This is a genomic window from Pseudomonas lactucae, assembly GCF_016937615.1.
Taxonomy (GTDB): domain Bacteria; phylum Pseudomonadota; class Gammaproteobacteria; order Pseudomonadales; family Pseudomonadaceae; genus Aquipseudomonas; species Aquipseudomonas lactucae.
Genome location: NZ_JAFHKI010000051.1, coordinates 1 through 13,913, shown reverse-complemented (window position 1 = coordinate 13,913; position 13,913 = coordinate 1). Strand labels below are relative to the sequence as shown.

Annotated in this window: 8 protein-coding genes; 4 read left to right on the top strand and 4 right to left on the bottom strand. The window is 58.8% G+C overall.

Annotation, left to right across the window (positions count from 1 at the left end; translation table 11 throughout):
• Window positions 1-3: 3 nt before the first annotated feature.
• Window positions 4-1,323: an ABC transporter ATP-binding protein gene (locus JWR98_RS09945; protein WP_205489897.1), complete on the bottom strand. Its 1,320-nt coding sequence runs from the start codon at window positions 1,321-1,323 to the stop codon at window positions 4-6.
• Window positions 1,313-2,146: an ABC transporter permease gene (locus JWR98_RS09940; protein WP_205489895.1), complete on the bottom strand. Its 834-nt coding sequence runs from the start codon at window positions 2,144-2,146 to the stop codon at window positions 1,313-1,315. The genes JWR98_RS09945 and JWR98_RS09940 overlap by 11 nt, the downstream gene beginning before the upstream one ends.
• Before the next feature lie 799 nt (window positions 2,147-2,945).
• Between JWR98_RS09940 and JWR98_RS09935 the strand changes: the two genes are divergently transcribed.
• A complete protein-coding gene (locus JWR98_RS09935; protein ID WP_205489894.1) occupies window positions 2,946-3,404 on the top strand; it encodes a hypothetical protein in 459 nt (152 codons plus the stop codon).
• Between the two features lie 199 nt (window positions 3,405-3,603).
• Here JWR98_RS09935 and JWR98_RS09930 read toward each other — a convergent pair whose 3' ends face one another.
• Both JWR98_RS09930 and JWR98_RS09925 read right to left on the bottom strand, forming a co-directional pair.
• Complete coding sequence (locus JWR98_RS09930) at window positions 3,604-4,503, bottom strand: EamA family transporter (protein WP_205489892.1); 900 nt, start codon at window positions 4,501-4,503, stop codon at window positions 3,604-3,606.
• A gap of 64 nt (window positions 4,504-4,567) precedes the next feature.
• The gene (locus JWR98_RS09925) at window positions 4,568-6,121 is read right to left on the bottom strand and encodes a methyl-accepting chemotaxis protein (RefSeq protein ID WP_425273177.1); all 1,554 of its coding nucleotides are present in this window, start codon (window positions 6,119-6,121) and stop codon (window positions 4,568-4,570) included.
• A gap of 462 nt (window positions 6,122-6,583) precedes the next feature.
• Between JWR98_RS09925 and aceK the strand changes: the two genes are divergently transcribed.
• The 3 genes from aceK (at window position 6,584) to JWR98_RS09910 (ending at window position 13,777) form a co-directional block, all read left to right on the top strand.
• Window positions 6,584-8,293 (top strand): bifunctional isocitrate dehydrogenase kinase/phosphatase, encoded by a 1,710-nt coding sequence (aceK, locus tag JWR98_RS09920; protein WP_205489888.1) that lies wholly within the window; start codon window positions 6,584-6,586, stop codon window positions 8,291-8,293.
• A 109-nt stretch (window positions 8,294-8,402) separates the two neighbouring features.
• Window positions 8,403-12,314, top strand: a complete 3,912-nt coding sequence (hrpA, locus tag JWR98_RS09915; protein WP_078734187.1) for an ATP-dependent RNA helicase HrpA — start codon at window positions 8,403-8,405, stop codon at window positions 12,312-12,314.
• Between the two features lie 341 nt (window positions 12,315-12,655).
• Window positions 12,656-13,777 carry a beta-ketoacyl-ACP synthase III gene (locus JWR98_RS09910; RefSeq protein WP_078734186.1) on the top strand — a complete coding sequence of 374 codons (1,122 nt, stop codon included), beginning with the start codon at window positions 12,656-12,658 and terminating at the stop codon, window positions 13,775-13,777.
• Window positions 13,778-13,913: the final 136 nt, after the last annotated feature.

The window sequence follows — 13,913 nt, the reverse complement described above, 5'->3', positions numbered from 1 at the left end:
TGTTCAACCCTTTATAGAAATGGCTTTCATGCGAAGGTCCATGACTCCGCCGAAATGATATTCACGAGGTTTCGTCGCTATGGAGAAAAAAGCCGCCTCGTCACGCCAATGGATGATGCGCTGCTCCGCGTAGTAAGGTTTACCTTCGTGCGAGATCGCGGCCTGAACTTCATAAAGATTTACACCGAGGCTGCAGACAAACTCGAAGTCAACAGTAAATACCTCTCCAGCAGCAAACTGTTTGTTCCAGAAATAATCGCCATCACAGATCTTTGCATCGATGGCCATGTCTTGGTTCAGCGTTCCCCAGGAATAAATTTTTACGCCTTCTTTGTTTCGCAACCGAATTCCGACGTTGAGGTTGCTCAGGTCAGTATGGCTGACACACTCCACGCGCAATATTGCGGTTTCGGTGGGGTAGAACACTTGTTTCTCTGTTCCGTCCGTGTCGAGGACTTTTACAGAGATGACTTCGGCGTCAAAATTACCGAACGAAAACTTGTCCGGCGCTTTGCTTTTAACTGACGCTCCCGTCTGAGTTTTATTGGAAACGACATTTGTCAAGTGGGCCAGGTACGCGCTCTCTTGCTCATGCAAGTCTCGACGGTAATCTAAAATGACTTCTGCCGAGGGGCCGACACTCTGGATTCTGCCGTTGGACAGGAAAATTGCACGTTGGGTGAGTGTCCGTACCGACTCTTCGTCATGGGAGACGAACAGTAATGTCGTACCACTACTGGTCAGCATTTCGATACGTTCGTAGCAGCGCTTCTGAAACAGGGCGTCACCGACGGCGAGCGCTTCATCAACAATTAAGATGTCCGGTTTTAGATTGGCTTGTACGGAAAACGCAAGCCTGACGAACATGCCGCTGGAATAGGTTTTAACGGGTTGATCGATAAATGTGCCGATATCAGCGAACGAAAGTATGTCATCCATTAACTCATCGGTCTGGCTTCGATTCAGGCCGTGAATGGCACAATTGAGGTAGACGTTTTCACGACCACTAAAGTCGGGATTGAAACCCGACCCCAATTCCAGTAGTGCGGCAATCCTTCCGTTTACGTTTACAGTGCCGGAGGTGGGGGACAATGTGCCACAAATAATTTGCAAGAGCGTCGACTTGCCCGAGCCATTTTTACCGATGATGCCGACTGATTCGCCACGCGCGATTTCGAAATTTATATCGTTAAGCGCCCAAAACTCTTTGTGCTTTTTCAACGTGGGGAGAAACATTTGCAGCAGGCGGTCCTGAGCTTTTTCATACATGTTGAAACGCTTGGACAGGCCACTGACACTGATAGCCACTTCGTTAGAGTACATCGGCGAAACCTGCACGAGTTTTTTGGAAAAAGGCATAACCTAAGGCACAGGTGATAACTCCGATACCGAAGCCTATGCCGAGACTGCCCCAGTCTGGAAGTTGTCCAAAGAGCAACGTGGCGCGCGCGTTTTCAATCACGGCCGTTAGCGGGTTCAGATAGAGCCAGCCCTGATACTGTTCTGGAAGTGCCGATATTGGATAGAATACCGGCGATAAAAAGAGCAGTGCTGTAACGGCCATGCCAGTGATTTGTCCGATATCTCTTATATAAGTTCCCAGCGCGGCCAGTAACCATGAAATACCCATCATCATAAATACAAGCGGCATAATGATAATTGGAAAATACAATGCCGTTAGTGGGATCGTATGGTTAAAGAATAACTGGGTTGCCAGTAAGACGCTAAGGCTGACAGCGAAATGGAATAAGGCATTGAGTATCGAAGTCATGCTGAGCACTTCAATTGGGAATACCACTTTTTTTACGTAGTTAACGTTGCTCAAAATCAACTTGGGGGCGGAGTTGATGCACTCTGCGCAGAACCCATGAATGATCAGTCCTGCGAACAGGATGAGTGCAAAATCTACCTTTGATTCTGAGCCGAGGCCAGCTCCCCAGCGTGCTTTAAATACTGTAGAAAATACGAATGTATAAATAGTGAGTAAGAGGAGCGGATTTATAAATGACCATGCCACACCCATGACCGAGCCACGATAACGGGAAGAAATTTCCCTTTGGGTCAGTTGGAATATCAACTGACGGTGCAGGAAGCCACTTTTTAGCATCTGCCAGGGAGAGAGTGGTTGAGCGGTATGCATTTCCATTAGTTGGTTCTAGCCTGATGTAAATTTAGAACGCATTGATGAATACGATCAATTTTAGATTCGTGTTGACCATCACCCAATATGTCCATGTTTTCTGTCTGGGACTCACTTAGGGATTTGGCCCTGCGCATTAAAGCCTTGACATTCATGGTGATTATCGGGTTCCGGTTCGCATGACTCATTCAAACGCTTGCTCGATTATGTAAAAAAGGGTGCCAATGTCGGCAAAGCGCAGAGTTTAGCTTCGTTGGCATTATGGGACTAGCGATAATTTTCCGTATGAGAAAGCTTAATCTTTCGTAGGTAGCATGGGACCATAGCAACGCGCGATGGTGCTGTGTTGTGAGTCTCATCGATAAAAAACCGTTGTTTGGGGCAGAATTAGCCTCCCCCGAGCCGGCGCTTTCATCTCTGAGCGGGCTCGCAGTTTCATCTGCATTGAGCATTCACTGATCATCCGACAAGTGGTTGCACCTTCGAGGGATATTCTTCAGCTAAGGTCTGTCCGACGCCAGAGTGTTACTTTGACATCAGGCGTCGCCCGGCTTGATATCGTAGCGGGTATAGACGGCTTGAAGCGGTTCGACGGGTCGTTAAACTAGAGGAAAGGGGATGCGTTCGTCACTTGGCTGTCTATCGTTTTCATTTCTTGCTATGCCAGTTCCAGTGTGCGCGATCAGGTTGTCGAGCAGTGCCACTGACGGCAATCATCCTATGACCATGCCGTGATGCCCTTTAGTTGTGCATTACTCGTCGACCGAATTTTTTGCATTTTAATTGAATTGGATATGAATTAAGCATGAGCAAATTTTGGATTATCTCCGCCGTGGTCATCGCGGCTGTAGTAGCTGGTGTGATTTACACCTCGACGGCTACGGTAAGCCCAGCGGTGTCAAAGAGCGTTGTGTTTGTCGATGGCACCACGATTTCAGATCTGCGTTTCGATTCCACCGACTCATCGGACAAGCATAAGCTGGCAGTGATGAAGGTTGTTCCCGGTAAGGAAAGCGGTCTCTCATTTGCGGTTCACTTGAATGATGACAAGCAAAATATCGCAGAAAATGTTGGTGATTTTGCGTTGGCGAAGTTTTGTACGGGGGGCGATGTACTCACATGCGCCATCCCGATTTCTCTGAATGGCTTCGAGCGCTCCAAATCGCTGGGGGTTGTTGTCTACAGCAAGCCGGACGCTCAATTACAAGTGAAAGAAGGGCGTTCGGACTGGGACGGACATCGCGCCATTTTCCCAACGAATTGATTGCCCGCTCTATGCCAATCTCGGCGTAGGGGGGCAGTTGTCTAAACTCATACCAGCATTTCAGTAATGGCTTTAGGGACGTGTTGCTCAGCCACTATGGGGTGAGCGCGCAGGGCGGATCCGAGCTCGCCTCTGCGCCGCGCAGTTTTTATCCAAGCATCAGGAAACTCATGCTGTGGAGCCGGACGACGTTGATCTTTTATGACTGCATCTTGGTCAGACGTCTCACCCCCAACACCAACCCCAACGCCCCCCCAATCAACACCCCGCCATACACATGCGCCATCGACAACGGCTCCCCCAACAACAATGCCCCCCACAACACCCCAAACGGCGGGATCAAAAACGTCGTGGTCATCGACTTCACTGGTCCGATTGCGGTCAGCAGCCGGAAGTACAGCACGTACGCCAGCGCCGTACACACCAACCCCAACCCCAGTAACGACGTCCACACCTGCCACCCGCCCCAACTCGCGGGCGGGTGGCTGATGGCGCTGTAGGCGAAGAGCGGCAGCAGAAACAGCGTTGCGCCGAGCATGCTGCCCAGCGCCGACAGCCGGCTGTCCAACCCGCCACGCTGGTCCAGCCAACGTCGCGCCAGGAATCCGGCAAAGCCATAGCAGGTGGTTGCCAGCAAACAGGCGAGTGCGCCCATCAACAATTCCAGGTCAAACGCCACTGGCCCGGCGCGGGTCAGTACGCCGACGCCGAGCAGGCCCAGGAATACGCCGGCGACTTTCGAGGGGGTGAGGCGTTCGCTGAAGAACAGCCCGCCGATCAATACGCCCATCAGCGGTGTGGTGGCGTTGAAGATCGCCGAGTAGCCGGCCGGCAGGACCTGGGCGGCCACGGAGTACATCGTCGCGGGGATGCCGGAGTTGATCACGCCCAGCAACAGGACGGTCTTGAATTTGCCTTGGAAATCCCATTTCACGCGCATCACCGCCAACATCGCCAGCAACCCGGCGGCGGCGATGGACACGCGGAAAAACGCGGTCGGCACGCTGCCGATCTCTGGCGCGATGATGCGCATGAACAGGAAACTTGCGCCCCAGATGGCCGCCAGGCCCAACAGGTACAGGGTGTCGACAGCTCTCACGGAATAGTCCTGTGTCAATAAGGTCGCGAGTGTTGCCCAGTGGCCTGCTCGACACAATCACTGTTTACACGATGAACCGCGTCACCAGGCCGTTGAGGTCGACCGCCAGGCGTGACAGTTCCTGGCTGGCGGCGCAGGTTTGGGTGGCGCCGGCGGCGGTCTGGGTGGACAGGTCGCGGATGTTCACCAGGCTGCGGTCGACTTCGCGGGCCACCAGTGCCTGTTGTTCGGCGGCGCTGGCGATGACCAGGTTGCGCTGGCTGATCTGCGAGATGGCGGCGGTGATCTTCTCCAGGGCGTTGCCGGCGCCGTTGGCGCGTTGCAGGGTCTGGCCGGCGTGTTCGGCGCTGCTGTTGAGGGCGTCGACGGTGTCCTGGGTGCCTTGCTGGATGGCGCTGATCATCTGCTCGATTTCTTCGGTGGAGTCCTGGGTGCGCTGGGCGAGCGAGCGCACCTCATCGGCGACCACAGCAAAGCCGCGTCCGGCTTCGCCTGCGCGGGCGGCTTCAATCGCGGCGTTGAGGGCCAGCAGGTTGGTTTGCCCTGCGATGCCGCGGATCACTTCCAGCACCTTGCTGATGTCCTGTGCCTTTACCGCCAGGCCTTCGGCCTTGTTCGAGGCGCCGAGCACTTCGTCCACCAGGTTCTGGATCGAGCTGATGGTTTCGCTGATCTGGTAGTGGCCGTGCTTGCTGTCTTCGTCCGAGGCCTGGGACGCTTCGGCGCTGGACACGGCATTGCCTGCCACCTCGTCCACGGCGGCGCTCATTTGGTTGACGGCGGTGGCGGCCTGTTCGATTTCATCGTTCTGCGCTTGAAGGCCACGGGTGCTCTGGTCCATCACCGAGCTCATCTCTTCGGCGGCCGAGGCCAGTTGCTGCGCGGATTCGCTGATGCCCCTGATGGTGCTCTGCAACTGCGCTTGCATGCTGGCCAGGGCGCCGAGCAGTTGGGCCGGTTCGTCGTTGCCCTGCACCTTGATCGGCTGGCTCAAGTCACCGGCGGCGATGGTGCGCGCCACGCTCAGGGCCTGGCCGATGGGCGCGGTGATACTGCGGGTCAACAGCCAAGCCAGCAGCAAGGTGGCGAGCAGTGCGACAGCGATGATCAGGCCGACGATCCACTGCGCGTTTGCGTACGTCTGCGCGGCGGAATCCGCGGCGGTTTCGACGCCGTTCTGATTGAAGGCGATCAGGCCTTCGAGGCTCTGGCTGAGGACCGTCCCTTGGGGGGCAAGGCGGCTGACGAGCAGGTCGAGGGCGTCCTGTTGCTGGTCTTTGTCCACCAGCGCGGTCATCTGGCCGACGATGGCGAGGTAGGTCGCCACATGGCTCTTGAGGGTTTTCAGCAGTTGGCGTTCTTCGTCGTTGCTCAGCAAGGCTTCATGCCGGTCAAGCAAGGCTTGCAGTTCGCTGCCGGTGCGGGTGATCAGGCCTCGGCTGGTGTCACGCACCCGCGATTCGTCGGTGCTCACCATGCGCAGGGACTCCAGACGCACCGTGGCCACCAGGGCTGCGCTGTCGTGGATGTTCTCGATGCTTGGCATCCAGTTCTTTTCAATGATCAGCGCACTTTCGCGCAGCTTGGCCATCTGGCCCAGGGCAAACATCCCCACCATCACCAGCAGACTGGCCAACACTGCAAAACTCAGACTGGCGCGCAGGCCGATCCGCATATTCCTGAATGACATCTCAATGCTCCTTGTGCGATTAGAACCTGCTCCCGGGTCGGTCTTTTGACCTTGTCAGGGCGGGAGAGGGCGCGCTGTATATCAAAGTGCCATTAATGTGGTAATCAGGGTTTCCCTTAGTTGGATCCAAAGTGCGCGCGGGGCAGGGGGTTCGACCGAGCCAGTGGTTGCCTGTGTTTAACCGGCCAGGCCAAGCGTTCAGAGGCGTGCAGGCAAACGCCGAGGCGACTGGCGCGCGCATTTATTGACCGCTTGGTCGACTTATCAAAATTGAAAATAAATGTAAGGACTGCGCGATGGTGTAAAAGACGCCACGAAAAATCGCCCTTCTCCTGCCCACCGGTACTGGCTAAGCTCAGGACTTCCCGATGCCCGTTCGAGGTTTCCCGCATGCCGCAGTCCGCCCTCGCCATCGCCCGGATGATCCTCGATGGTTTCGACGATTACCGTGAGCACTTCCGCCAGATCACCGACGGCGCCCGCGAGCGTTTCGAGAAGGCTCAGTGGCAGCAGGGGCAGGCGGCATCGGCGGCGCGTATCAACCTGTATGAGGAGAAAGTCCTTGAGGTGACCACGCGCCTGCGCGCCGGCGTCGATGTCGCGCTGTTGCTGGACATCGACGCCTGGCCGCTGGTGAAAAGCGCCTACATCGGCCTGATCGACCTGCGCTTTGACGATGAGCTGTCCGAGACCTGGTACAACTCGATCTTCTGCGGCCTGTTCAGCCACGACCTGATCAGCGACGGCTGCATGTTCATCCACACCACCCGGCCTAGCCTGCGCCGGGCGCGGGCGGCGCAGACCCGCACGTATGCGCCGGCCGGCAATATCCCAGGCGTGCTGGCGCAGATCTTTGCAGACTTCAGTTTCAGCGAGCCCTATGCCGATTTGAGCGCCGACCTGCAGCGCCTCGAAGCGCAACTGCGCGAGAACCTGCCGGACTGGGTCTGCAAGGACCCGGACCTCAAGGTCGAGCTGTTTGCCTCGGTGCTGTACCGCAACAAGGGCGCCTACCTCGTAGGACGCATCTACACCCGCGACGAACAATGGCCCCTGGTGATCCCGCTGCTGCACCGCGAAGGGCAGGGCATCCAGATCGATGCGTTGATCACCGACGAAGCCGAGGTGTCGATCATCTTCTCGTTCACCCGTTCCTATTTCATGGTCGACGTGCCGGTGCCGGCCGAATTCATCGGCTTTCTCAAACGCATCCTGCCGGGCAAGCACATCGCCGAGCTGTATACCTCCATCGGCTTTTACAAGCACGGCAAGTCGGAGTTCTACCGTGCGCTGATCAACCACCTGGCGACCACCGACGATCAATTCATCATGGCCCCCGGCGTGCGCGGCATGGTCATGAGCGTGTTTACCCTGCCGGGCTTCAACACCGTGTTCAAGATCATCAAGGACCGTTTCTCACCGTCGAAAAACGTCAACCGCGCCACGGTGATCGAGAAGTACCGCCTGGTCAAAAGCGTCGACCGCGTGGGGCGCATGGCCGACACCCAGGAGTTCGCCGATTTCCGTTTTCCCTTGAGCAAGTTCGAGCCCGAGTGCCTGGCCGAGTTGCTGGAAGTCGCCGCCGGCACGGTCGAAGTGGAGGGCGACACCGTGCTGATTCGCCACTGCTGGACGGAGCGGCGCATGACCCCACTCAACCTCTACCTCGACAACGCCAACCCCGCGCAGGTGCGCGAAGCCCTGGAAGACTACGGCCTGGCAATCAAGCAACTGGCGGCGGCGAATATCTTCCCCGGCGACATGCTGCTCAAGAACTTCGGCGTCACCCGCCATGGCCGCGTGGTGTTCTACGACTACGACGAGATCTGTTTTCTCACCGAAGCCAACTTCCGCCATATCCCCGCGCCGCGTACTCCGGAGGACGAAATGGCCTCCGAACCCTGGTACTCCATTGGCCCGCTGGACGTGTTCCCGGAAGAATTCCCGCCGTTCCTGTTTGCCGATGCCGGCCAGCGCAAGCTGTTCGACGAGTTGCATGGCGAGTTGTACAACGCCGATTACTGGAAGAGCCTGCAAGACGCGATTCGCGCCGGCAAGGTGATCGACGTGTTCCCGTATCGCAGGAAAGAGCAGCGATAAGCGTCAAGATGTAAAAGCAGTGTTGCTCTTCCTTGAAGCTTGACGCTAGCCACTGCTTTTCTGCCACACTTGCCGGCCGTGCATAAACAGCTGACCTTCAAAGTACCTGATGACTGACCAAGCACCCACTATCGACCAACTGCTCAAAAACCTCGATCACGCCATGCTCGCCGACCGCCAGCGCTTGCGCCGGCAGTTGCTTGAGCTGCGCAAGAAACCCGACGAGGAGAAGCTGGCGCAGTGGGTGACACGCATGCAGGCGTCCTGCGCTCAGGTCACGGCGCGGCGCGCGAGCCTGCCCGTGATCCGTTACGACGACAGCCTGCCGATTGCGGCCAAGCGCGACGAGATCAAAGCGGCGCTGCAAAAGCATCAGGTGCTGATCATTGCCGGCGAAACCGGCTCGGGTAAAACCACCCAGTTGCCGAAAATCTGCCTGGAGATCGGCCGCGGCCAGTTCGGCCTGATCGGTCACACCCAGCCACGTCGAATCGCCGCGCGCAGCGTCGCCAGCCGCGTGGCCGAAGAGTTGGCCACACCGCTCGGTGCGCTGGTCGGCTATCAAGTGCGCTTCGAAGACCAGAGCGATTCCAACACCCTGATCAAGCTGATGACCGACGGCATCCTGCTGGCGGAAACCCAGAACGACCGGTACCTGGAACGCTACGACACGATCATCGTCGACGAAGCCCACGAACGCAGCCTGAACATCGACTTCCTGCTGGGCTATCTGAAGACCCTGCTGCCACGGCGTCCGGACCTGAAAGTCATCATCACCTCGGCGACCATCGATCTTGAGCGCTTTTCAAAGCACTTTGACGATGCGCCGATTGTCGAGGTCTCTGGCCGCACCTTCCCGGTGGACACCTGGTACCGCCCGCTGACCCTGGAGCAGGACGAGGAGGGCAACCGCGTCGAAGACGACTTGACTGTTGACCAGGCGATCCTCGCCACCCTCGACGAAATCGCCGCCTATGAGCGCAGTGAACGACGCAGCCCCGGTGATGTGCTGGTGTTTTTGCCGGGCGAGCGCGAGATCCGCGACGCCGCCGAGATGCTGCGCAAGGCCCAGCTCAAGCACACCGAGATTTTGCCGCTGTACGCGCGTCTGTCACCGGCCGAGCAGCAGCGGATTTTCCAGTCCCACCCGGGCCGCCGTGTGGTGCTGGCGACCAACGTCGCGGAAACCTCGCTGACCGTGCCGGGCATTCGCTATGTGATCGACAGCGGCACCGCGCGCATCAGCCGCTACAGCTACCGCGCCAAGGTGCAGCGCCTGCCGATCGAGGCGATTTCCCAGGCCAGCGCCAACCAGCGTAAAGGCCGTTGCGGCCGGGTCGAGCCGGGCATCTGTATCCGCTTGTACAGCGAAGAGGACTTTATCGGTCGCCCGGAATTTACCGACCCGGAGATCCTGCGCACCAACCTCGCAGCCGTGATCCTGCAGATGCTGCACCTGCGCCTGGGCGAGATCACCGATTTCCCGTTTATCGAACCGCCGGACGGCAAGGCCATCAGCGACGGTTTCAACCTGCTGCAAGAGCTGTCGGCGGTCGACCGCAACAGCCAGCTCACGCCGTTGGGCCGCCAACTGGCGCGCCTGCCCGTGGACCCGCGCATGGGCCGCATGCTGCTCGAAGCCGCCAAGCTCGGCAGTTTGCAGGAAGTACTGATCGTCGCCAGCGCCATGTCGATCCAGGACCCACGCGAGCGGCCGCCGGAGCGTCAGCAGGCCGCCGACCAGGCCCACGCCCAGTGGAAGGACCCGGATTCGGATTTCGCCGGGCTGGTCAACTTGTGGCGCGGCTTTGAAGAACAGCGCCAGGCATTGACCGCGAGCCCGCTGCGCAATTGGTGTCGCAAGAATTTCCTCAACTACTTGCGCCTGCGCGAGTGGCGCGACTCCCATCGCCAGTTGAGCCTGATCTGTCGTGACATGCAGTTGACCCTCAATAAAGAACCGGCGGATTACCCGAAACTGCACAAGGCGGTGCTGGTGGGCCTGCTCAGCCAGATCGGCCAGAAGACCGAAGACGGCGATTACCTCGGCGCGCGTCAACGGCGTTTCTGGATTCACCCGTCATCCGGTATCGGCAAAAAACGCCCGCAATGGCTGATGACCGCCGAGCTGGTGGAGACCACCAAGCTGTATGCGCGCATGGTGGCCAAGATCGATGCCGACTGGATCGAACCGCTGGCCGGGCACCTGATCAAGAAAAACCACTTCGAACCGCATTGGGAAAAAAAGCGCGGCCAAGTGGTCGCCTTTGAGCAGATCACCCTGTTCGGGCTGATCGTGGTGGGGCGCCGGCCGGTGCATTACGGGCCGATTGACCCGGTGGTGTCTCGTGAGCTGTTTATCCGCGAAGGGCTGGTGCGCGGCGAAATCCAATCGCGGGCCAGGTGCCTCACGGCCAACCAGCAATTGCTGGAACAGCTCGACGAACTGGAAGCCAAGGCGCGCCGCCGCGACATCCTGGCCGACGAAGAAACCCTGTACGCCTTCTACGATGCGCGCTTGCCGGCGGAGATCCACCAGACCGCGACCTTCGACAGTTGGTATAAGGTCAACAGCCAGAAAGACCCGCAGCTGCTGATCATGCGCGAGGAAGACGTGCTGGCCCGCGAAGCCAGTGAAGTCACCGCCGCGCATTACCCGGACACCCTGCACCTGGGCGACCTGGCCCTGGCGCTCAGCTACCATTTCGAGCCCAATCATCCGCGTGATGGCGTGACCCTGCGCGTACCGGCGCCGTTGCTGCCGGCCCTGCCGCCGGAGCGCCTGGAGTGGCTGGTGCCGGGGTTGATCGAAGCCAAGTGCATCGCGCTGGTGCGTAACCTGCCCAAGGCGCTGCGCAAGAACTTCGTGCCGGTGCCGGACTTCATCAAGGCCGCGCTGCAACGCATCGAATTCGCCCAAGGCTCGCTGCCCCAGGCGCTGGGCCGCGAATTGCTGCGCATGACGGGCGCGCGGGTCAGCGATGAGGCCTGGGCCGAAGCGGCGCAGCAGGTGGAAAACCATCTGAAGATGAACCTGGAAGTGGTCGACGCCCAAGGCAAGTTCCTTGGCGAAGGCCGCGACCTGGCTGAGCTGACCGCGCGTTTCGCCGAAGCCAGCCAAGCCGCGTTGGCCGTGCCGCAAACCGCGAAAAGCCAGCAGCCGGTGGAAGCCAAAGTGTTCGCGGCAGTGGCCGAGAAGACCCAGCAGAACATCGCCGGTCTGTCGATGACGGTGTATCCGGCGCTGGTGGAAGAAAACGGTACGGTCAAGGAAGGGCGTTTCTCTACTGCCGCCGAGGCCGAGTTTCAGCATCGCCGTGCCTTGCAACGCCTGCTGATGCAGCAATTGGCGGAGCCGGCCAAGTTCCTGCGTGGCAAATTGCCCGGCCTCACTGAGTTGGGCCTGATGTACCGCGAGTTGGGGCGTATCGACGCACTGGTGGAAGACATTCTGCTGGCCAGCCTCGACACCTGCGTGCTGGAAGGCGAAACCAGCCTGCCGCGTGATGGCGCGGGCCTGGCCGCCTTGGCCGAACGCAAGCGTGGCAGTTGGACCGAGCATGCCGAACGCCTGGCGCGCCTGACCCTGGAGGTGCTGAAACTCTGGCACGGCCTGCAAAAGCGCTTCAAAGGCAAGATCGACCTGGCCCAGGCCGTGGCGCTCAACGATATCAAGCAACAATTGAGCAACCTGGTGTACCCAGGGTTTGTGCGCGAAACCCCGGCGCAGTGGTTCAAGGAACTGCCGCGTTACCTCAAGGCCATCGAACTGCGCCTGGAAAAACTGCCAGGCCAGGTGCAAAAAGACCGGGTGTGGAGCGGCGAACTCAGCGGATTATGGGCGCAGTACCAGAACCGCCTGAACAAGCATGCCCAGGAAGGCAAGCGCGACCCTCAGTTGGAACTCTACCGCTGGTGGCTGGAGGAATATCGGGTGTCATTGTTTGGCCAGCAGTTGGGCACCAAGGTACCGATCTCCGACAAGCGCTTGAGCAAGCAGTGGGGCCAGGTAGAGCCCTGAAGCTTGACCCGTTTCTGCGCCCGGAACCGGTCCAATGTGGGAGGGAGCTTGCTCCCGATAGCGGTATGTCAGGTACAGATTCAGTGACTGACCACTATCGGGAGCAAGTCGAATCGTCGCACCGCCCCTCCCACATTAAAATGGGCAAATCTGCGAGAGGGCGCCAAATCCCTGGGTTTGTGGCAAACTTCGCCGCTATAAATACCGGGATCGTCGCAAAAGGCTGCGGCGCGATGGAATAAAGCAATGCCAGTTTGATGTCCGCAGCGCGGAATCGGACTACTTACAGTTTGGTACGACGGTACCAATATTATCTGCCTGACAGATCTAGAGGAACGACCGTGCATAACGTCGTCATCAGCGGCACTGGCCTGTACACCCCTGCCAACAGCATCTCCAACGAAGAGCTGGTGCAGTCTTTCAATACCTATGCGCAACAGTTCAACCAAGACAACGCGGCCGCCATCGAGCGCGGTGACGTGCAGGCGCTCACCGAGTCCAGCGCAGCTTTTATCGAGAAAGCGTCGGGCATCAAGAGCCGCTTTGTGATGGACAAGGACGGTATTCTCGACCCGCAGCGCATGACCCCGCGCCTGCCCGAGCGCAGCAATGACGAGTGGTCGGTACTCTGCCAGATGGCTGTCGGCGCCGCCGAACAAGCCCTGCAGCGCGCCGGCAAGACCGCCGCCGACATCGACGGCGTGATCGTCGCCTGCTCCAACCTGCAGCGCGCTTACCCGGCCATCGCCATCGAAGTCCAGGAAGCCCTGGGCATCGAAGGGTTTGGTTTTGACATGAACGTGGCGTGCTCCTCGGCCACCTTCGGTATCCAGAACGCCGCCAACAGCATCCGGCTGGGCCAGGCGCGGGCGATCTTGATGGTCAACCCCGAGGTCTGCACCGGCCACCTGAACTTCCGCGACCGCGACAGTCACTTCATCTTCGGTGACGCGGCCACGGCGGTCGTGCTCGAACGCGCCGACCTGGCAACCTCCGAGCATCAGTTCGACGTGGTGAGCACCAAGCTGCTGACCAAGTTCTCCAATACCATCCGCAACAATTTCGGCTTCCTCAACCGCGCGGCGGAAGAAGGCATCGGCGCGCCGGACAAACTGTTCGTGCAGGAAGGCCGCAAAGTCTTCCGCGATGTGTGCCCAATGGTGGCCGAACTGATCGGCGTGCACCTGGCGGAAAACCAGCTGGAGGTGGCCGATGTGAAACGCTTCTGGCTGCACCAGGCCAACCTGAGCATGAACCACCTGATCGTGAAGAAACTGCTGGGCCGCGAAGCGACAGTGGAAGAAGCGCCGGTGATCCTCGACACTTACGCCAACACCAGCTCGGCGGGTTCGGTGATTGCGTTTCACACCTATCAGGATGACTTGCCCAAGGGCGCCGTGGCGGTACTCAGCTCGTTTGGCGCCGGCTATTCGATCGGTAGCGTGATCCTGCGTAAACGTTGACCGCAGCCGATGTGGGAGGGTGCTTGCCCTAATGCCAGTCAGTTAAGAGTTAAAAAGGCAAAAAGTAACCTGTGGCGAGGGAGCTTGCTCCCGTTGGGCAGCGAAGCGGCCCCAAGAATGGGACTGCTGCGCAGTC

Excerpts from the sequence above, each read along its gene's own strand:
- JWR98_RS09935 (WP_205489894.1), top strand. The coding sequence starts at position 2,946 with ATGAGCAAATTTTGGATTATCTCCGCCGTGGTCATCGCGGCTGTAGTA.
- hrpA (WP_078734187.1), top strand. The coding sequence starts at position 8,403 with ATGACTGACCAAGCACCCACTATCGACCAACTGCTCAAAAACCTCGAT.
- JWR98_RS09925 (WP_425273177.1), bottom strand. The coding sequence starts at position 6,121 with ATGGTGGGGATGTTTGCCCTGGGCCAGATGGCCAAGCTGCGCGAAAGT.
- JWR98_RS09945 (WP_205489897.1), bottom strand. The coding sequence starts at position 1,323 with ATGTACTCTAACGAAGTGGCTATCAGTGTCAGTGGCCTGTCCAAGCGT.
- aceK (WP_205489888.1), top strand. The coding sequence starts at position 6,584 with ATGCCGCAGTCCGCCCTCGCCATCGCCCGGATGATCCTCGATGGTTTC.
- JWR98_RS09940 (WP_205489895.1), bottom strand. The coding sequence starts at position 2,146 with ATGGAAATGCATACCGCTCAACCACTCTCTCCCTGGCAGATGCTAAAA.